At 74.1% G+C, this 19,640-nt stretch carries 17 protein-coding genes; 12 read left to right on the forward strand and 5 right to left on the reverse strand.

The window, feature by feature from the left end:
* Positions 1-184: 184 nt before the first annotated feature.
* Positions 185-547: a YciI family protein gene (locus ACFVVA_RS36260; RefSeq protein ID WP_387694960.1), complete on the forward strand. Its 363-nt coding sequence runs from the start codon at positions 185-187 to the stop codon at positions 545-547.
* Between the two features lie 109 nt (positions 548-656).
* Here the strand turns inward: ACFVVA_RS36260 and ACFVVA_RS36265 are convergent, their stop codons facing one another.
* From ACFVVA_RS36265 to ACFVVA_RS36280, 4 genes are all read right to left on the reverse strand, one after another.
* The gene (locus tag ACFVVA_RS36265; protein ID WP_387694962.1) at positions 657-2,111 is read right to left on the reverse strand and encodes a multicopper oxidase family protein; all 1,455 of its coding nucleotides are present in this window, start codon (positions 2,109-2,111) and stop codon (positions 657-659) included.
* Between the two features lie 54 nt (positions 2,112-2,165).
* Positions 2,166-3,185, reverse strand: a complete 1,020-nt coding sequence (locus ACFVVA_RS36270) for an alcohol dehydrogenase catalytic domain-containing protein (RefSeq protein WP_387694963.1) — start codon at positions 3,183-3,185, stop codon at positions 2,166-2,168.
* Between the two features lie 21 nt (positions 3,186-3,206).
* On the reverse strand, positions 3,207-4,439 hold the full coding sequence (locus ACFVVA_RS36275; protein ID WP_387694964.1) for a cytochrome P450: 1,233 nt from the start codon (positions 4,437-4,439) through the stop codon (positions 3,207-3,209).
* Positions 4,440-4,526: 87 nt separating this feature from the next.
* Positions 4,527-5,705: an acyl-CoA dehydrogenase family protein gene (locus ACFVVA_RS36280; protein ID WP_387694965.1), complete on the reverse strand. Its 1,179-nt coding sequence runs from the start codon at positions 5,703-5,705 to the stop codon at positions 4,527-4,529.
* A 262-nt stretch (positions 5,706-5,967) separates the two neighbouring features.
* Between ACFVVA_RS36280 and ACFVVA_RS36285 the strand changes: the two genes are divergently transcribed.
* The 11 genes from ACFVVA_RS36285 to ACFVVA_RS36335 all read left to right on the forward strand — a co-directional run bounded on the left by ACFVVA_RS36285 (position 5,968) and on the right by ACFVVA_RS36335 (position 18,378).
* Positions 5,968-6,381, forward strand: a complete 414-nt coding sequence (locus ACFVVA_RS36285) for an SgcJ/EcaC family oxidoreductase (protein WP_359912889.1) — start codon at positions 5,968-5,970, stop codon at positions 6,379-6,381.
* 70 nt (positions 6,382-6,451) lie between these two features.
* Entirely contained in the window at positions 6,452-7,609 is a 1,158-nt protein-coding gene (locus tag ACFVVA_RS36290) for an epoxide hydrolase family protein (protein ID WP_387694966.1), read from the forward strand.
* A 133-nt stretch (positions 7,610-7,742) separates the two neighbouring features.
* Positions 7,743-9,332 (forward strand): PQQ-binding-like beta-propeller repeat protein, encoded by a 1,590-nt coding sequence (locus ACFVVA_RS36295; protein ID WP_387694967.1) that lies wholly within the window; start codon positions 7,743-7,745, stop codon positions 9,330-9,332.
* A gap of 674 nt (positions 9,333-10,006) precedes the next feature.
* On the forward strand, positions 10,007-11,290 hold the full coding sequence (locus ACFVVA_RS36300) for a PQQ-dependent sugar dehydrogenase (protein ID WP_387694968.1): 1,284 nt from the start codon (positions 10,007-10,009) through the stop codon (positions 11,288-11,290).
* 35 nt (positions 11,291-11,325) lie between these two features.
* Positions 11,326-12,492, forward strand: coding sequence for an inositol-3-phosphate synthase (locus ACFVVA_RS36305; RefSeq protein ID WP_387694969.1), 1,167 nt, complete (start codon positions 11,326-11,328; stop codon positions 12,490-12,492).
* Positions 12,489-13,403: an SCO3242 family prenyltransferase gene (locus ACFVVA_RS36310; RefSeq protein WP_387694970.1), complete on the forward strand. Its 915-nt coding sequence runs from the start codon at positions 12,489-12,491 to the stop codon at positions 13,401-13,403. The genes ACFVVA_RS36305 and ACFVVA_RS36310 overlap by 4 nt, the downstream gene beginning before the upstream one ends.
* Complete coding sequence (locus ACFVVA_RS36315) at positions 13,400-14,299, forward strand: sugar phosphate isomerase/epimerase family protein (RefSeq protein ID WP_387694971.1); 900 nt, start codon at positions 13,400-13,402, stop codon at positions 14,297-14,299. Before ACFVVA_RS36310 ends, ACFVVA_RS36315 begins: the two co-directional genes overlap by 4 nt.
* Positions 14,296-15,009, forward strand: coding sequence for an EboA domain-containing protein (locus tag ACFVVA_RS36320; RefSeq protein ID WP_387694972.1), 714 nt, complete (start codon positions 14,296-14,298; stop codon positions 15,007-15,009). The genes ACFVVA_RS36315 and ACFVVA_RS36320 overlap by 4 nt, the downstream gene beginning before the upstream one ends.
* Entirely contained in the window at positions 15,006-15,866 is an 861-nt protein-coding gene (locus ACFVVA_RS36325) for a TatD family hydrolase (RefSeq protein ID WP_387694973.1), read from the forward strand. The genes ACFVVA_RS36320 and ACFVVA_RS36325 overlap by 4 nt, the downstream gene beginning before the upstream one ends.
* The gene (eboE, locus tag ACFVVA_RS36330) at positions 15,863-16,993 is read left to right on the forward strand and encodes a metabolite traffic protein EboE (RefSeq protein ID WP_387694974.1); all 1,131 of its coding nucleotides are present in this window, start codon (positions 15,863-15,865) and stop codon (positions 16,991-16,993) included. The genes ACFVVA_RS36325 and eboE overlap by 4 nt, the downstream gene beginning before the upstream one ends.
* A complete protein-coding gene (locus ACFVVA_RS36335; RefSeq protein ID WP_387694975.1) occupies positions 16,990-18,378 on the forward strand; it encodes an alkaline phosphatase family protein in 1,389 nt (462 codons plus the stop codon). The genes eboE and ACFVVA_RS36335 overlap by 4 nt, the downstream gene beginning before the upstream one ends.
* Positions 18,379-18,388: 10 nt before the next feature.
* Here ACFVVA_RS36335 and ACFVVA_RS36340 read toward each other — a convergent pair whose 3' ends face one another.
* Positions 18,389-19,639 carry an RNA polymerase sigma factor gene (locus ACFVVA_RS36340; RefSeq protein ID WP_387694976.1) on the reverse strand — a complete coding sequence of 417 codons (1,251 nt, stop codon included), beginning with the start codon at positions 19,637-19,639 and terminating at the stop codon, positions 18,389-18,391.
* Between the last annotated feature and the right edge of the window lies 1 nt (position 19,640).

A 19,640-nucleotide genomic window follows, 5' to 3' on the forward strand; every position in this document is an offset into this window, starting at 1 on the left:
GCGCCTGCCCCGCCCCGCCCCCCGGCCCCCCCCGCTGGTCCCCTCCCCCCCCCCCCCCCGCGGCCGCCCGGGGACGCCCCCGGCCGCCCGCGCGCTTTCGTGTCGAGAACGGGCCGTCGGCTCCGACGTCTCCTGTGACGGCCCCCGGAGACGCCCGGAGGCCACGTCCCGAGGAGTGAGAACCATGAAGTACCTGCTCGTGATGCACATGGACCCGGTGCTCTGGGAGGGCCTGTCCGTCGACGAGCAGCAGGCCGTCTTCACCGGCCACGGCGACTTCATGAAGCTCATCAGGGAGTCCGGCGAGCTGGTCACCACGCAGGCGCTGGCCGAACCGGGGCAGAGCACGACCGTCAGGGTCCGCGACGGCGGCCCGGTGCACACCGACGGCCCGTACCTGGCCGGCAAGGAGTTCGTCTGCGGCTTCTACCTGGTCGACGTCGAGACCAGGGAGCGCGCGGTCGAACTGGCCGCACTGATCCCGGACGCCCGCCACACCGGCGTGGAGGTCCGCCAGGTGATGTTCGAGCAGGGGCTTGAGATGTGACCCGGGGCCCGGCTCCGCCCGCGGGGGCCGGAGCCGGGCCCCGGCTCACTGTGCGAACGCCGACGGCGGGCCGGGCCGGATGCCAGGCCCGGCCCGCCGTCGGGGCGGATCAGTCGACGATCTCCATCTGGCCCATCATGCCCGCCGAGGAGTGCTCCAGCATGTGGCAGTGGTACATGTAGCGGCCGAGGTAGTCGGTGAAGGTCGCCTGGACCCGGACCGAGGTACCGGGCGGAAGCGGCACGGTGTCCTTCAGGCCCGCGTCACCGGGCAGCGGCGGCCGGCCGTCCCGGTCGAGCACCCGGAACTGCGCCAGGTGCAGGTGGAAGGAGTGCTGGATCGGACCGTACTTGGTGGCGCTGTCGCCGTTGGTGACCGTCCAGATCTCGGTGGCACCGCGGCGGACCCGCTGGTCGACCCGGTCCGGGTCGAAGGGCTGGCCGTTGACCAGGCCGGTCGGCGTGCCGTTCAGGTCGAAGGAGAGCGTCAGCTCGCGGTGGACCGTGGCCGGCGGCAGCTCCGGCAGCGGCCGCAGCGTGGCCGGCACATCGCTGCGGTCGCGCGCCCGGCGGTCCACCGCGAACTGCAGCACCGGCTCGATCCGGTCGTCGCCGGTGTACTGGCCCTGGTTGGTGAGCGCGGCCCTGCTGCCGACCGCCAGCCCGGAGAAGTCCACCACCAGGTCCACCCGTTCACCGGCGGCGAGCGGGAAGTCCGTCCCGGTCCGGTCGACCGGCGCGGGCAGCAGACCTCCGTCCGAGCCGATCTGGAGGACCGGCAGGGAGCCGAAGTTCAGCTTCAGGAACCGCAGGGACGAGCTGTTCAGCAGGCGCAGGCGGTACTTGCGGGCGGCCACCGGGAAGTACGGCTTGGAACGGCCGTTGACCAGGATCACGTTCCGCTTCGCCGGATCGCCGTGGACCAACTGCCCCGCGGCGTCGAACTCGGCGTCGCGGATCGCGATCGGCACGTCGTACTCGTCCCTCGGCAGGTCGTGCCGGCGCTCGTCCTCGCCCTCGATCAGGTAGAAGGCGTGCAGGCCGCGGTAGACGTGTTCGGCCTCCGCGTGGTGGCTGTGGTCGTGGTACCAGAGGGTGGCCCCGGGCTGCCGGTTCGGGTACTCGTAGCGGCGCTCGCCACCCGGGTCGATCAGCTGCATCGGGTGGCCGTCGCTGTCGGCCGGGACGTGGCCGCCGTGCAGGTGCACGTTGACGGCCTCCGGCAGCCGGTTGCGGTAGGTGACCAGCACCCGGCGGCCCTCCCGGGCCCGGATCGTCGGGCCGACGAAGCTGCCGCCGTAGGTCAGGCAGCTGGTCCTGACCCCGGGGAGCAGTTCCAGGTCGGCGGCCAGGACGTCGAGCCGGTAGACGTCGGTGTCGTCGGTCCGCGCCACCGGCCGCAGGGTCGGCGGCACCGGCATCCGCACGGAGAACGGCCCCTTGGGCGCCCCCCGGCCGGCCGATGCGGGGGGCAGCGGGTCCCCGCCGGCCATGGCGCCCACCGGCAGGCCCACCCCGGTCACCGCCGCGATGCCGGCGAGGCCCAGGAATCTTCGTCTGAACACAGTGTCCTCCCCACGTCGGTCCCCAGGCGTTCGCCCGGGGTCGCTGCCGGTGCGTCAGGCGTACGACACGACCGCGCGGAAACGGACCTCGCCGCGTTCGACCCGTTCGAGCGCCTCGGCGACCCGCTCCTTGGGGAAGGTCTCGATCATCGGCGTGACGGCCCCGGACGCGACCAGGTCGAGGGCCTCGGTGAGCTGGTCGAGGCCGTTGTGGGTGGCGCCGATCACCTGCTGGCGCTGCGCCCAGAACGGGCTGGTGGGCGGGATCGTGAAGGAGTCGACCGGGTCGATGGTGGCGAGCACGATCCGGCCGTTCGGGCGCAGTCCCTGGAGGGTCTCGGTGGCGGCCCGGTAGGAGGTCCCGGTCACCAGGACCACGTCGGCGCCGCCGGCCGCCCGCAGCTGCTCACCGTCGGCGACCACGTGGTCCGCGCCGAGCGTGCGGGCCAGCTCGTGCTTGTCCGGCGAGCGGGTGACGGCCACCGTCTCGAAGCCGGCGGCACGGGCGAACTGCACGGCCAGGTGGCCGAGTCCGCCGATCCCGAGGACGGCGACCCGCTCGCCCGGCTCGGGGTTCGCGGCGCGCAGCGCGCTCCACGCGGTGTACCCCGCGCACAGCACGGGCGCCGCGACCTCGTACGACAGGGCGTCCGGCAGCAGCACCGTGCTGGCGGCCGGCACCGCGACGTACTGGGCGTGGCCGCCCTGCACGGTGAGGCCGCTCATCACCGACTCCGGGCAGTTCATCCCGGACTGCCCGGTGAGCGGAAGGTTGAGCCGGCAGTAGTCGCACCGGCCGCAGGTCGCCTGCACCCAGGTGGTGCCGACCCGGTCCCCGACCCGGCGGGCGGTCACGCCCGGGCCGACCTCGACGACCTCCCCGGCGGCCTCGTGGCCGACCACCACCGGGTCGAGCGGCGGAAAGGGGAAGACACCCTGGCTGACCCAGAGGTCGTTGTGGCAGACCCCGCAGGCGTGGACCCGGATCAGTACCTGACCCGGACCTGCCGTGGGGGTGGGGATCTCGCGCAGTTCCCAGCGCGCCTTGGCCTCGGGTACGACGGCTGCCCACATCGGACGGACCTCCCTTTCGTGTCAGCGGTTTCGCGGCGTGAGGCGGACCGGGAGGGTCTGCACGCCGTTCATGATGAAGGTGACCTGCGGCGCCAAGTCCTTCTCGGGGACGGCGAGTTCGATGTCGGGGAAGCGCCGGAACAGCGCGGCGAGCGCGATCTCGGCCTCCATCCGGGCCAGCGGCATGCCGATGCAGCGGTAGACGCCGTGGCCGAAGGAGAGGTGCTCCTTGTCCTGCCGGGCGGCGTCGAAGGCGTCCGCGCTGTCGCCGTGCACGGTGCGGTCGCGGCCCACGGCCGCGAAGTTGATCAGGACCGGGTCGCCCTTGGCGATGACGACGCCGCCGATCTCGATGTCCTCCACCGCGAAGCGGAAGGGCAGGTGGGCGACCGGCGCCTCGACGCGCAGGGTCTCCTCGATCACGTCCGACCAGCTCACCGCGCCGCTGCGGAGCAGCGCCAGCTGCTCCGGGTGGGTGAGCAGGGCCCGGGTCGCGTTGGCGAGCAGGTTCATCACCGGCTCGGTGCCGGTGGCGAGCAACAGGTGCAGGGTACCGACGAGTTCGGAGTCGTTCAGCCGGGATCCGTCCTCCTCCTGGGCCTGGACCAGGTCGCTGGTCAGGTCGTCCCCGGGGCTGCGGCGCTTGGCCTCGACGAACTCCTGCATCTCCCGGTGCCACTGCTCGACGTTGGCCGCCGACTCCTCGGGGGTGAGGGTGGTGTCGATGTTCGCCTCGCCGCCACGGAGCATCTGCACGCGGTCCTCGGCCGGCACTCCGAACAGGTCGCAGATGACCCGGGCGGGCATCGGGCGGGCGAAGCGGGCCTTGAGGTCCAGCACCTCGCCGGGTTCGCAGCGGCCCAGCTCGTCCAGCAGCTCGTCGACGGCCTTCTCGACCTCGGCCCGCATGGCCTCGACCCGGCGCGGGGTGAAGGCCCCGGCGGTCAGCCGGCGCAGCCGGGTGTGGTCGGCGCCGTACCGGGTGGTGAGGTTGTCCATCAGCACCCAGCCGATGAGCGGGAAGTCCTCGCCGATCCTGCCCTCGGCGAAGGCCGTCCAGTGCTGGCGCGGGTCCTTGGACAGCCGGTGGTCGGTGAGGGCCTGGCGGGCGGTTTCGTGGTCGGTGATCGACCAGCCGAGCACGCCGCCGGGCAGTTCGATCCGGGCGACCGGGCCGTTCGCCCGGATCCGCGCGCCCTCGGCGTGGATGTCGTGTCCGGCGGGGTCGATGACGACGGGTTCGGGGATTGCCATGGGGATCCTCCGGGCGGTCGGTGGGAACGGCGGGCAGGGCATGCCGGACAGGGCCGCTCGGTGCGGCCCTGTCCGGTGGGGCGCCGGCTACAGGTAGAGGGTGTTGGGCCCGAGGCCGCAGGCGACCCGCCCGTAGAGCTCCAGGTTGGTGTTGGGGTGCAGGATGCCGTGCAGGTTGAGGGTCTGGACGTCCCGCTCGATGCGCTGGATCGGGACGGTGGTGTAGATCGAGGAGCCGCCGCTGGCGGTGTTGAGGATGTCCACCGCCTCCTTGGTGCGCGAGCAGACCGCGCCGAGGTCGAGCCTGATCCGGGCCCGCTCCTCCAGGGTCCACTCCTCGCCGGTGGGGCCCTTGGTGTCGATCAGGGCGGCGGCGCGGTGGGCGTGGAACTCCACCTCGTCGATCCTGGTGACGGCGTCGGCCACCTGGAGGTGGGTCACCGGGGCCTCGGCCTGGTTGGCGTACTCGGTGTAGCTGATCTTCCGGCCGGGGAGCCGCTCGAAGAACGCCTCCTTGGCGGCCCTGGCCAGCCCGAGCGCCGGTGCGGCCACCGTGGCGCACGCGGTGGGCATGAACGGGGCCCGGTAGATGGGCGATTCGGCGTTCGCCAGGGAGCGGTGCCGGCCCTGGAGCACCGGGACCATCGGCAGCACCCGCGGCTCGGGGACGAACAGGTCGGTGGCGACGGTGGTGACGCTGCCGGAGCCGCGCAGGCCGGTGGTGTGCCAGTCGTCGACGATCTCCAGGTCCGCCAGCGGGACGGCCACCATGATCGGCTGCGGCCCCTCGGGGGTCATCAGCACGGCCGCGTTGGTGTTCCAGGAGCTGTGCAGCGCGCCCGAGTTGAACGTCCACTTGCCGTTCAGCAGCACGCCGCCCTCGACCGGCACGGCGACCGCGGTCGGGCTGAGGATGCCGCTCACCCGCACGCCCGGGTCGGCGAAGATCTCGTCCTGCACCTCGTCCGGAAACAGGCCGGCCATCCAGGAGCTGATGGCGTAGACCGCCATGACCCAGGCCGTGGAGCCGTCGCCGCGGGCCAGTTCGGCGATCACGTCCACCGCGGTGCGCATGTCGGACTCGTAGCCGCCGTAGCGGACCGGCACCCGGATCTGCAGCAGTCCGGAGTCCGTCAGCGCGGTCAGCGTCTCGTCGGAGAGCCGGCGGTGCTCCTCGTGCCACAGCGCGTTCTTCTGCAGCAGCGGCACCAACTCGGCGGCGCGGCTCACCAGTTCTTCCCGGGACGGGGATTCCTTGGCTGTCATCGGGGGCTCCTCCGAAGTGGGCGGCCCACGCGGGACGGTTGGCCGTCCGGGCCGCGGTCGTTGATCGGCCCTGTCGAGGCTGGCAGCCGGGCGGGATGCCCGCATCTCCCGGATTGCGGCGCGTCCGGAGCGTGTCCAGGCCACCCGGCGGCCCGACGATCGAGCGCAATCGGGGAGTTGTCACCCTCCGAGGCCCGGTGTGAGGCTGGCCGTCACCCGGCCGCCGTGATCGCGGCCGGGACCACCGGAGAAGGAGAGAGCCATGTCCGCCACTCCCCCGCCCAACTCCCCCGAGGCCTCCGCGCTGCGCGCCGTTCCGGAGCGGATCGTCGCGGCCTGGGCCGCCCAGGACGCCGACGGCTTCGCCGAGGTCTTCACCGAGGACGCGACGCTGATCCTGCCCGGCGACATCTACCTGACGAGCCGTCAGGCGATCCGCGCCTTCATGACCCAGGCGTTCGCCGGCCCGTTCAAGGGAACCCGGGTCACGGGCGAGCCGGTGTCGGTCCGCCCGCTGGCCGCGGACGTGGCCGTGCTGGTCACCCAGGGCGGCGTGCTGGCGCCCGGGGACACCGAGGTGACGGCCGAGCGCGCGATCCGCGCGACCTGGGTGCTGGCCCGTCAGGGCTCCGACTGGCGGATCGCCTCGTACCAGAACACGCCCATCGCCGCCTGAGACCCGGCGGGCCGGCTGCGGCCCGCGCTGCCCGCACCTCCGATCCGAGCGTCCACTGAGAGGACCCGGCATGCGCCCCTTCCGTATCGACATCCCGCAGGAAGCCCTCGACGACCTGGACCGCCGGCTGGCGGCGACCCGCTGGCCCGGTGAACTGCCGGGCGTGGGCTGGCAGCGCGGGGTGCCGCTCGGCTACCTGAAGGAGCTGGCCGAGTACTGGCGCACCGGCTTCGACTGGCGCAAGGCCGAGGAGCACCTCAACACGTTCCCGCAGTTCCTGACCGAGATCGACGGCGTGGACATCCACTTCCTGCACGTGCGCTCGCCGGAGCCGGGTGCCACGCCGTTGATCATCACCCACGGCTGGCCCGGCTCGGTGGTCGAATTCCTGGACGTGATAGGTCCGTTGACCGATCCGCGGGCGCACGGCGGCGATCCGGCCGACGCGTTCCACGTGGTCGTCCCCTCGCTGCCCGGCTACGGCTTCTCCGGCCGCCCCCAGGAGGCGGGCTGGGACACCGCCCGGGTCGGCCGGGCCTGGGCCGAGCTGATGCACCGCCTCGACTACGACCGGTACCTCGTCCAGGGCGGCGACTGGGGCATGCCGGTCTCCCTCCAGCTCGGCCTGGCCGATCCGGCGCACGTCGCCGGCGTCCACCTCAACATGCTCGCCACCTTCCCGCCGCAGGACCCGGCCGAGTTCGCGAACCTGGACGGGGCGGACCTGGCCCGGCTGGAGTTCGCCGCACACTTCGAGCAGGACGGGGCCGGCTGGCGGAAGATCCAGTCCACCCGGCCGCAGACGATCGGCTACGGCCTGACCGACTCGCCGGTGGGCCAACTCGCCTGGATCGTGGAGAAGTTCAAGGAGTGGACGGCCGCGGAGTCGGCGCCGGAGGACGCGGTGGCCCGCGACCGGCTGCTGACCAACGCCGCGATCTACTGGTTCACCGCCTCCGCCGGCTCCAGCGCGCAGCTCTACTACGAGTCCAACCGGCTGGACTCCGACTTCATCCGTACCTGGGCCGGCCCCTGGCCGCTCGCCGCGCCGGTCGGGGTGGCCGTCTTCCCGCAGGACGCCGTCCGGCCGATCCGCCGCTGGGCCGAGCAGATCCTCCCGACCCTCGCCCACTGGTCCGAGTTCGAGCGCGGCGGGCACTTCGCCGCGCTGGAGGAGCCCGAGCTGTTCGTCGGCGACGTCCGGGCGTTCGCGCGCCGGGTGCGCTGACCGCCGGCGCACCCGCGAGACCGCCGACGCCCCCGGGAGGGACGGCCGGGGAACCCGGTCCGCCGTCCCTCCCCACCCAGGTTTCACCCAGGCCCGGAGTCGAGCAACGACACCGGACGGAAATGGAGTCGATGTGTCCTTGATCCTGAAGTCCCGCGGCACCGGGCGGCGCGGCCGCCGCAGACCCGGCTGGCTGGTGCTCACGGCGCTGGCCGCCGCCGCGCTGGCGATCGGGCCCGGCATGGCCGCCCCGGACCTCGCCTCCGCGGGCCCGGAGGCGGCCGAGGGAAGCCACGGCCGCCCGGTCCACGCGCGGGACTGGCCCCTCTCCAACGGCGATCTGACCAACACCAGGAACGTCACCCGGACGCCGATCAACTCCCACAACGTCAAGAACCTCAAGGTGAAGTGGCGGCTCCCGCTGGAGGGCACGCCGACCTTCGCCGGCATCATGGCCTCCAATCCGGTCGTGGTGGGCGACACGGTGTACCTGATCAATCTCAACTCGGACGTCTACGCGGTGGACAAGGAGACCGGGAAGGTTCGCTGGAAGCGCGTCTTCAACAGCCCCTCGGTCGGGCCGAACGGCGTGGCCTACGCGCGCGGCCTGCTCTTCGGCACCACGTTCACCGGCGCCTTCGCCCTCGACCCGGCGACCGGCCGGACCGTCTGGTCGCGGGAGCTGATCGCCGCCGGCCAGGGCGGCATCGACGTCGCCCCCCAGGTGTACGAGGACACCGTCGTGGTCAGCACCGTCCCGAACACCTTCGGCAAGTACGTGCCGGGCGCCATGGGGACGATCTTCGCGCTGGACACCGCCACCGGCAATCCGCGCTGGAGCTTCAACACGGTCAAGGACGGCGACCTCTGGGGCCACCCGGAGATCAACAGCGGCGGCGGGACCTGGTTCGCGCCGGCCCTCGACGAGCACGGACGGCTCTTCGTCTCCATCGCCAACCCCGCCCCGCTCCCCGGCACCCCCGAGTACCCCAACGGCAGCAGCCGGCCGGGCCCCAACCTCTACACCAACTGCCTGCTGGCACTCGACAGCAGGACCGGCAAGCTGCTCTGGTACCAGCAGGCCGCACCGCACGACCTGCGGGACTACGACCTCCAGGAACCCCCGATCGTGACCACCACGAAGGTCCGCGGGGTGCCCACCGAGGTCGTGGTGACGGCGGGCAAGATGGGCAAGGTCTTCGCCTACCGGGCCGACGACGGAACCCCGCTGTGGACCCTGCCGGTCGGCACCCACCTGAACGACGAGGGACCGCTGCCGGACACCCCGGTCACCGTCCTGCCCGGCATCATCGGCGGCATAGAGACGCCGATGGCACTCTCCCGCGGGCGGCTCTTCGTTCCCTGGGTCGACAACCCGAGCAAGCTCGGCGCCACCGGCGGGCTGGAACTGCCCGACAACGCCGCGGGCCGGGGCGGCCTCACCGCCGCCGACGTGGCGACCGGCAAGGTGCTCTGGCAGCGGGACCTGCCGCAGATGGCGCTCGGTGCCGCCACGGTGGCCAACGACGTGGTCTTCACCTCGACCTTCGACGGCCAGGTGTACGCGTTCGACACCGCCACCGGCTCAACCCTGTGGACGGCCAGGACACCGGCCGGCATCATCTCCTTCCCGGCGGTGAGCGGCAACCTGCTGCTGGTCGGCGCGGGCGCCCCCGGGCTCTCGACCAGCCACTCGTTCGAGCTGGTCGCCTACTCGCTCTGACCCTCTCGCACGTACCGCCCCGCTCTCCCACCGCTCCTGCCCCGACGGCCACCGGCCGGCGTCCCACGCCGCGCCGGTGGCCGTCGTGCGTGCGTTCCCGGCGCGTGTTCCGGCGGCGTGCGGCGGGCGCGCGGGCCGGGGCCGCACGGCAGAAGATCTCCCGAAATTTCTGCCGTCCGATGTCGATCCGCGGCGGTCGGCTTCGTCTACCAAGTGCCGGGCCTGGACCCCGGCGGTCGAGGGCCCTGGTGCCTCGACACGGTCGCGGTCGCCGGGGAAGGAGTGGACGCCTTCCCCGGCGGCCGTCGACCACTGCGACCACGAGGGAAGGGAGCCCGCCGGGAACTACCGAGAGTGACCACTGAAGGGCGGCTCGGACTCCGGCCCACGCACGGACGACAGTCGCGCAGGGCCCGTCACCGGTGCGCGGGAGCGCCCGGGACTTCTCGTGTCGTGCGGTGCCCACGCGGGCCCACGGCCCCGGTCCGACCTGCTCCCCACAGCCCTCACACACCGCCTGAACTGCGCATTTCCCGACCGTGTCGATAAACACGCGGCCAACGGCGAGCGCCCGGGCGGTTCTTGACCATGCTTCGTGGACGCTGCTACACATCGACCCGTCGCCGACCTCACCGGGGCGGCGGATCTTCTGTGGGCACGACCGTGGAGGAACCGTGGCGCAATCACCCACCGTACTGGCCGACGGGCTGGACTTCCCGACCAGCCTCACCTTCGACGACGCGGGCCAGGTGTACCTGGCCGAGTCCGGACTGCCCTTCGGGGGCGCCGCCCCCGGCGGCCGGATCTGGCGTCTGGGCCCGGGAACCGACACCTCGTCACGCACGCTGATCGCCGACGGCCTGGCCGCCCCGGTGACCGGACTGCTCTGGCACCAGGACCACCTGTACGTCTCCGAGGGCGGGGCCGGCCGGATCACCCGGATCGGCCCGGACGGGCAGCGGGCCGTCATCGTCGACGGCATGCCCGGGCCCGGCAACTACCACATCGACATGGCCGTGGCCGGCCGGGACGGGAAGCTGTACTTCGCCCAGGGCGCGATGTCCAACCTGGGGATCATCGGGCTGGACGCCTACGAACTCGGCTGGCTGGGACGGCTTCCGCACTCGTTCGACATCCCCGGCCTCGACATCGAGCTCACCGGCTTCAACGTGACCACGGACGACCCGCTGGCCGGCCGGCCCGGCGCGCGGACCACCACCGGCGCGTTCGTCCCGTTCGGCACCGCGACCCGGCCGGGGCAGCGGATACCGGCCGGACTGCCGTGCAGCGCGGCCGTGCTGCGCTGCGACCTCGACGGCGGCAACCTGGAGCTGGTGGCCTGGGGGATGCGCAACGCCTTCGGCCTGGGCTTCCTGCCGGACGGCCGGCTGCTGGCGGTCGACCAGGGCGCCGACGACCGCGGCAGCCGGCCGATCGGCAACGCCCCCGACCTGCTGTTCGAGGTGCGCGAGGGCGCCTGGTACGGCTGGCCGGACTTCATCGGCGGCATCCCGGTGACGGACCCCGCGTTCAAGCCCACCCGCGGCCCGCAGCCGACCTTCCTGCTGGCCAACCACGGCGAACTCCCGCCGCCCGAGCGCCCGGTGCTCGACTTCGAGTCGCACGTCGCGGCCACCAAGTTCGCCGTGGCGCCCCCGCGCTCCCCGCTGGCCGGGCAGCTGGTGGTCACGCTGTTCGGGGACGAGGCGCCGATGACCCTGCCGGCGGGCGGCCCCCAGCTGGGGCGCGACCTGCTGCTGGTCGACCCGGCCGACTGGTCCACCCGGGGCCTGCCGTCCGGTCCCGAGCTGCACCGGCCGATCGACGTCGGCTTCGCACCCGGCGACGACGCGCTGCTGATCCTGGACTTCGGTGAGTTCGAGATGACCGACCACGGCGTCGAGTCCCGGCGGGGCACCGGCCGGCTCTGGCGCTGGGCGGGCTGGGACCGCTCGTAGGACGTCATCCCTCCTCACCGAAAGGGAGTTGCACCATGGCAGGCAGGACCGGACTTTGGCTGGTCGGCGGCAGGGGGTCGGTGGCCACCACGGCCGTCTGCGGCCTCGCCGCGTTGCGGGCCGGGCTCGTCCCCGCGACCGGCAGCGTCAGCGAGCGGCTCGACCTCGATCCGGGCGTCTTCCCCGGCTGGTCCGAGCTGGTCACCGGCGGCCACGACCTCGTTTCCACCCCGCTGGGCAAGCGGGCCGAGGAGCTCGCCGCCGCGGGTGTGCTGCCCGGCTCGCTCCCGGCGGCGGTCGCCGGGGAACTCGCGGCCGCCGACCGGGAGATCCGCCGCGGCCACGACCCGGACGACGACGCCCCGGCCACCCAGGCCGAGGCGGCGGACCGGCTCGCCGCCGACCTCGCGGACTTCCGGCGCTCGCACGGCCTGGAGCGGGTCGTGGTGGTCAACGTCTCCTCCACCGAGCCCCCGCTCCGGGCGCTGCCCGAACACGCCGACCTGGCCGCCCTCGACCGCGCCCTCGCCCAGGAGGGGCGCCGGGTGCTCGGCCCGGCCGCCCTCTCCGCGTACGCGGCGTTCTCGGCCGGCTGCCCGTACGTCGACTTCACCCCGTCGCCCGGTCTGCGCATCCCGGCGGTCACCCAACTGGCCGACCGGCACGGCCTGCCGTACGCGGGCTGCGACGGCAAGACCGGCGAGACCCTGCTGCGCAGCGTGCTGGCGCCGATGTTCCTCGCCCGCGGGCTGCGGGTGCGGTCCTGGTCGGGAACCAACCTGCTCGGCGGCGGGGACGGCGCCAACCTCGGGGTGGCGGGCCGCGCGCAGGGCAAGCTGGAGTCCAAGACGCGCGGGCTGGCCGCGCTGCTCGGCGGGGAGGTCACCGCCCCGCTGCACATCGACCACGTCCCCGACCTCGGCGAACGCAAGGTCGCCTGGGACCACGTCTCCTTCGAGGGCTTCCTCGGCACCTCGATGAGCCTGCAACTGAGCTGGGACGGCTACGACTCGGCGCTCGCCGCGCCGCTGGTCCTCGACCTCGCCCGGCTGGTGGCCGGGGCGCACGCGGCCGGGGAGTCCGGGCCGCTCGGCGCACTGGCCTTCTTCTTCAAGGACCCGCTCGGCAGCGACGAGCACCGGCTCGCCCAGCAGGAACAGGACCTGGTGTCCTGGGTGCGGCGGATCGAGGTGGCCCGATGAGGGCCGCCCTGCGTCCGTGGCTCGACCTGGTCCGGGCACCGGCGGCGCTCACCGTCCTCGGGGACACCGTGGCCGGCGCGGTCGCGGCGGGCCGTCCGCTGCGCGGCCGACGGCTGGCCCTGCCGCTCGCCTCCGTCGCCCTGTACTGGTCGGGGATGGCGCTGAACGACTGGGCGGACCGGGCGGTCGACGCGCTGGAGCGCCCCGAGCGCCCCGTCCCGTCCGGTCGGATCGCGCCCGGGGCCGCGCTCGCCGCGGCGGCCGGGCTCGGCGCCACCGGACTGGCCCTGGCCGGTCTCGCGGGCGGGGCCGACGCGCTGCGGATCGCCGTGCCGCTCACCGCCGCGGTGTGGGCGTACGACACCGTGCTGAAGCCGACCCCCGCCGCCCCGCTGGGCATGGCGGCCTGCCGCGGCTTGGACGTCCTGCTCGGCGCCGGATCCGGGCACTGGCGGGCGGCCGGCGTCCCGGCGCTGGCGCTGGCCACCCACACCCTGGGCGTGACCGCGCTGTCCCGCGGCGAGGTCCACGGCGGCCGCTCCGCCGATGCCCGGCTGGCGGTGGCCGCCACCGCGGTCACCGCCCTGCTGACCGGCACGGGCCGGGCCGCCTCGGCCCGGCACCGCACGGCCGGGGCGCTGTGCGCACTGGGGTACGCGGCCGCCACCGGCCCCGCCCAGCTCGCCGCCGGCCCGGCGCGGTCCACCGGACCGGCCGCGGACGGCACGGCGGGCGGCACCGCGGGCGGCACGGCGGCGGCGGTCCGGACCGCGACCGTGGCCGGGATCCACGGCATGGTGCCGCTGCAGGCCGGGCTGGCCGCACGGCTGGGCTCGCTGCCGGCCGCCGCGCTGGTGCTGGGCGCCCTCCCGCTGGCCCGCCGGCTGTCCGCCCGCAGGAGCCCGACATGAGCGCGATCGCCGTCGGGTACGGCACCAACGGCTTCGCCAACCACCGGCTCGCCGACGCGATCCGGGTCATCGCCGACCTGGGCTACACCTCGGTCGCCCTCACCCTCGACCACCACCACCTCGATCCCTTCGGCCCGGACCTGGCCCGGGAGACCGACCGGCTGGCCGCGCTGCTCTCCGCCGCGGGCCTGCGCTGCGTGGTCGAGACCGGCGCGCGCTTCCTGCTCGACCCGTACCGCAAGCACCACCCCACGCTGGTGTCCGGGGACGCCGCGCCGAGGATCGACTTCCTGCTCCGCGCCGTCCGGATCGCCGAGTCGCTCGGCGCCGACTGCGTGTCCTTCTGGTCCGGCGTGAGCGAGCCCGGGGTGGACGGACGGACCAACCGCGCACGGCTGGTCCGGCACCTCGGCCCGGTCCTGGCCGAGGCAGGGCGCCGGGCGGTGCGGCTCGGCCTGGAGCCCGAACCCGGCATGGTCGTCCAGCACCTCGACCAGGCCCTCGACCTGCGCCGCGAGCTCGGCGAGCCCGACGCCCTCGGCATCACCCTCGACGTCGGGCACTGCGTGGCCGTGGAGCCGGTGGACGCCGCGCAGTGCGTCCGGCGCGCGGCCGGGCTGCTGGTCAACGTCCAGCTGGACGACATGCTTCCGGGTGTCCACGAGCACCTGGAGTTCGGAGCGGGGCGACTCGATCTCGCCGCGACGCTGGCCGCCCTCGACGGGATCGGCTACAGCGGCGTCGCGGCGGTCGAACTGCCCCGGCACAGCCATGCCGCACCGACCACCGCGCGAACGGCCCTGGCGGCGATACGCCGGGCCCAGGAGACCGTTTCCGTTCCGCCGGCGCACACGGGTGCACCGGCGTCGTCCACGATCGGAGACCGCCCATCATGACCGAGACCGAGAAACACCGCTGGATCGAAACCAGCGTCTACGGCGGGAGCCGGCCGGCCCCGCCGCCGTACCGGCACCCGCAGGACGACTGGCTGACCTGCGCCGAGCGCCGGGTCCGCGAGTGGCCCGGCACGATCCACCAGGAGTTCCCGCTGGCCGGCCGGATGGTCGGGCGCGGGCCGGTGCAGCCCAACTCCGACCCCCAGGGACTGGTGCACGGCACGGTCGACGACCGGGCCCGGGCCCGGCTGCTCGCGGTGCTGGCCGGGTCCCTGCCCGGGGCGGTCCTGGCGGCCGAGGTCGAGAAGCTCTACCGGCACGGCGACGCCGCCGAGCGGCGCGGGGTGCTGCGCGCGCTGCCGGACCTGCCGGACGGCGTACGCCGGCTCGGCCTGGAGCTGGTCGCCGACGGCCTGCGCACCAACGACCCGCGCCTCGTCGCGGCGGCGATGGGCCCCTTCGCGGCCCGGCACCTGGAGCAGGACCAGTGGCGCCACGGCGTGCTGAAGTGCCTGTTCACCGAGGTGCCGCTGGGCGCCGTGGCGGACCTGGTCACCCGCACCGACGCCGAACTGCTGCGGATGGCCCGCGACCTGGCCGAGGAACGGCGGGCGGCCGGCCGGGAGATCGGCTCCGACCTGCGCGTGCTGCTCGGCATGAGCGTCCTGCTGGCCCTCGTCCCCCCGCGACCGCAGGAGGCCCGGTCATGAGGATCTTCGACCCGCACATCCACATGACCTCGCGCACCACCGACGACTACCGGGCCATGCGGGCGGCCGGTGTCCGGGCCGTCGTCGAGCCGGCCTTCTGGCTCGGCCAGCCCCGTACCAACCCGGGGTCCTTCACCGACTACTTCGACGGCCTGCTCGGCTGGGAGCGGTTCCGGGCCTCCCGGTTCGGGATCAGCCACAACTGCGCGCTCGCCCTGAACCCCAAGGAGGCCAACGACCCCCGCTGCGTCGAGGTGCTGGACGTCCTGCCGCGCTACCTCGGCAAGGACGGCGTGGTCGCGGTCGGCGAGATCGGCTACGACTCGATGACCAGGGCCGAGGACGAGGCGTTCGCCCGTCAGCTGGAGCTGGCCGTCGACCACGGACTGCCGGTCCTGGTCCACACCCCGCACCGGGACAAGCACGCCGGCACCCGCCGCACCCTGGACGTGGTCCGCGAGTCCGGCATCGCCCCGGGCTCCGTCCTGGTGGACCACCTCAACGAGGTCACGGTGGCGACGGTCGCCGACTCCGGCTGCTGGATGGGCTTCTCGATCTACCCGGACACCAAGATGGACGAGCACCGGATGGTCGCCGTCCTGAAGGAGTACGGCACCCACCGGATCCTCGTCAACTCGGCCGCCGACTGGGGGAATTCGGACCCCCTCAAGACGCAGAAGGTGGGCCGGGCGATGCTGGCGGCCGGCTTCACCGCGGCGGACGTGGACACCGTGCTCTGGCACAACCCCGTCGAGTTCTACGGCCGCAGCGGGCGGCTGGTCCTCGACGAGGGAATCCGGGACGACGCCGACGGCGCTTCCTTCGCGGGCAACTCGGTGCTCCGGGGCGGATCGTGAACCGGCTCTGCTACTCCACCAACGTCCACCCGGCCGAGGACCTGCCCGGCATCCTGCGGCAGCTCGACACCTGCGCCGGTCCGATCCGCGAACGCACCGGCTTCGACCGGCTCGGGCTGGGCCTGTGGCTGGCCGCCGACGCCGCCTCCGCACTGGCAGCCGACCCGTCCCTGCTCCGCCGGCTGCGGGCCGAACTGGACGCCCGGGACCTGTCCGTGCTCGCCCTGAACGCCTTCCCCTACGGCGGCTTCCACCAGCGGGTGGTCAAGCACGCGGTGTACCGGCCGGACTGGACCGAACCCGCCCGCGCCGCCTACACCGCCGACTGCGCCACCGTGCTGGCCGGCCTGCTGCCCGACGACGCCGAGGGCGGCAGCATCTCCACGCTGCCGCTGGCCTGGCGCAGTCCGTGGTCCCCCGCCGCGGACCGGGCCGCCGAGCAGGCGCTGCGCCGGACGGCGGCGGCGCTGCGCACCGTCTCCGCGCGGGCGGGCCGGCCGATCCGGCTCGCCGTCGAGCCGGAACCGGGCTGCGTGCTGGACACCGTCGAGGACGCCGTCGGCTGGCTCGCCACCCGCGCGGACCTCGAATTCGTCGGCCTCTGCCTCGACACCTGCCACCTGGCGGTCTCCTTCGCCGACCCGGAGCGGACGGTGGCCGCCGTCGAACGGGCCGGCCTGCGCGTGGTCAGGATCCAGGCCTCGGCCGCCCTCCACGTGGACGACCCGAACGACCCGGCGGCCCGCCGGCTGCTCGCCGACTACGCCGAACCCCGCTACCTCCACCAGGTGCGGGAGTCCGACGGCGCCGGCCGGGTGCTCGCGGCCGACGACCTGCCGGAGGCGCTGGACCGGCTGCCCGGCCGGTGGCCCTGGCGGGTGCACTTCCACGTGCCGCTGCACGCCGCGCCCCCCGCGCCGCTGCGCGCCACCACCGATGTGCTCCGCCGGGCGGTGGCGGCCGTGCGGGAGCGGACGGTGATCGAGGTCGAGACCTACACCTGGCCGGTGCTGCCCGGGCGACCGACCGGTGCCCCGGACGACGCCCCCGTGGACGTCCCGGCCGGGATAGCCGCCGAACTCCTCTGGGCCGAGCGCGAACTGATCGGCGAAAGGGCGGACCGTTGAAACCCGTGGTCCTGCTGGACGTGGTCGGCCTGACCCCGCGCCTGCTGCCGTACATGCCGAACCTCACCCGGCTCGCCGAGCGCGGCGGGTCCGCCCCGCTGCGCACGGTGCTGCCCGCCGTCACCTGCAGCGTGCAGTCCACGCTGCTCACCGGCCGGCTGCCCGCCGAGCACGGCGTCGTCGGCAACGGCTGGTACTTCCGGGAGCTCGGGGAGATCCACCTCTGGCGCCAGCACAACCGGCTGGTCCGGGCGCCGAAGGTGTGGGACACCGCGCGCTCCCGGCATCCCGGCTACCGGGTCGCCAACGTCTGCTGGTGGTACGCCATGGGCGCCACCACCGACCTGCTGGTCACGCCGCGCCCGGTCTACCACGCCGACGGCCGCAAGTCGCCCGACTGCTACACCCGGCCGGCGGCGCTGCGCGACGAACTCACCGCCGAGCTGGGGCCCTTCCCGCTCTTCCAGTACTGGGGCCCGACGGCCGGGATCGCCTCCAGCCGCTGGATCGTCTCGGCGGCCCGCCGGATCCTCGCCGCCGAGCGGCCCGACCTGCTGCTGGTCTACGTCCCGCACCTGGACTACGACCTCCAGCGCTTCGGACCCGACGCGCCGCAGGCCGTGGCGGCGGCCCGGGCGGTGGACGCCGAGCTGGCGCCGCTGCTGGAGCAGGCGGAGCAGTCCGGCGCGACCGTGGTCGCGCTCGGCGAGTACGGCATCACGGCGGTGCGGCGCCCGGTGGACATCAACCGCGAACTGCGCCGGGAGGGCCTGCTGGAGGTGTACACCCAGGCCGGGATGGAGTACCTGGACCCGTGGGCCTCGCGGGCCTTCGCCGTCGCGGACCACCAGATCGCCCACGTGTACGTCCCCGACGAGGCGGACCTGCCCAGGGTGCGCGACCAGTTGCTCCGGCTGCCCGGCGTGGCCGAGGTGCTGGACCGCGCGGACCAGGCCCGCCACGGCCTCGACCACCCCCGGTCCGGCGAACTGGTGGCCGTGGCCGACCCCGACGCCTGGTTCACCTACTACTACTGGCTGGACGACGCGCGGGCCCCCGACTTCGCGCGGTCCGTCGAGATCCACCGCAAGCCCGGCTACGACCCGGCCGAGCTGTTCTTCGACCCGGCGGACCCGCTGGCCAGGGCCCGGGCCGCGCTCGGCCTGGCCCGCAAGAAGCTCGGCCTGCGCCATACCATGAACGTGGTGCCGCTGGACCCCTCCTGGGTCCGCGGTTCGCACGGCCGCCTGCCGGACTCGCCCGCCGACGGCCCGGTGCTGATCTGCTCCGACCCGGCGTGGCGGCCCGTCCTCGACGCGACCGGCGCGATCGGCGCCACCGACGTCCCCGAGCTGCTGCTGGGACTCCAGGGCCTGGGCCGCTGACGAGCGGCCGTCACCGGTCGTTCAGTGCTTCGGCCCTGGACTCCAGGTAGCGGCGCTCGGGGATGCTGCCGGTGCGCCGGGCGGCCTCCCGGAAGCTGTTCCGGGCGGCCTCCCGGTCGCCGCTCATCTCCAGCAGGTGGGCGCGGACCGCGGCGAGCCGGTGGTGCTCCGCGAGCCGGCCGTCGGCCTCCAGGGTCGCGAGCAGTTCGAGCCCGGCCGCCGGGCCGAGGGCCATCGCGCGGGCGACGGCGTGGTTGAGCGTCACCATCGGGCCGGGGGCCATCTGCTCCAGCACCTCGTACAGGGCCATGATCTGCGGCCAGTCGGTGTCCTCGGCGTGCACGGCCTCGCCGTGCACGGCCGCGATCGCCGCCTGCACCTGGTACGGCCCCGCCACCATCCGCGGGAGGGTCTCGGCTATCAGCGCCAGCCCCTCCTTGAGCGCGGACTGGTCCCAGGCCGAGCGGTTCTGTTCGGCGAGCGGGATCAGGCTGCCGTCGGGCCGGGTGCGGGCCGGCCGGCGGGCGTCGGTCAGCAGCATCAGCGCCAGCAGGCCCGCCGCCTCGCCCTCCCCGGGCAGCAGCCGGTGCAGCTCGCGGGTGAGGCGGATGGCCTCGCGGGCGAGTTCGGGCTGCTGGAGGTCGGGGCCGCTGGTGGTGGTGTAGCCCTCGTTGAAGATCAGGTAGAGCACCTGGAGCACGACCCCCAGCCGTTCCTGGCGCTCGCTCTGCGGGGGCATCCGGAACGACGACCCGGTGGCCTTGATCCGCTGCTTGGCCCGGCTGATCCGCTGGGCCATGGTCGCCTCGGGGACCAGGAAGGCGTGCGCGATCTGCGCGGTGGTCAGGCCGCCGACGGCCCGGAGGGTGAGCGCGACCTGCGAGCCGGGGGTGAGCGAGGGGTGGCAGCACAGGAACAGCAGGGTGAGCACGTCGTCCTGCTCGGCCGCCTTGGGTTCCTCGCCCGGCCCGGGCGTCACGGTCTCGTCGGCCGGGGTGAGCGCGGCGACGGTGGCCTCGCGGCGCTGGCGGGCCTGCTCGCTGCGCAGCCCGTCGATCACCCGGCGGGCGGCCACGGTGATCAGCCAGGCCCGGGGGTTGCCGGGGACCCCCTGTTCGGGCCACTGGACGGCGGCTGCCAGCAGGGCGTCCTGGACGGCGTCCTCGCAGGCGTCGAAGTGCCCGTAGCGGCGGACGACCGCGCCGAGGACCTGCGGTGCGAGCGATCGGAGCAGGTCCTCGACCCGGACGTCGTGGTTCATC

The sequence above is a fragment of the Kitasatospora sp. NPDC058048 genome, assembly GCF_042885555.1.
Taxonomy (GTDB): Bacteria; Actinomycetota; Actinomycetes; order Streptomycetales; family Streptomycetaceae; genus Kitasatospora; species Kitasatospora lactacystinica.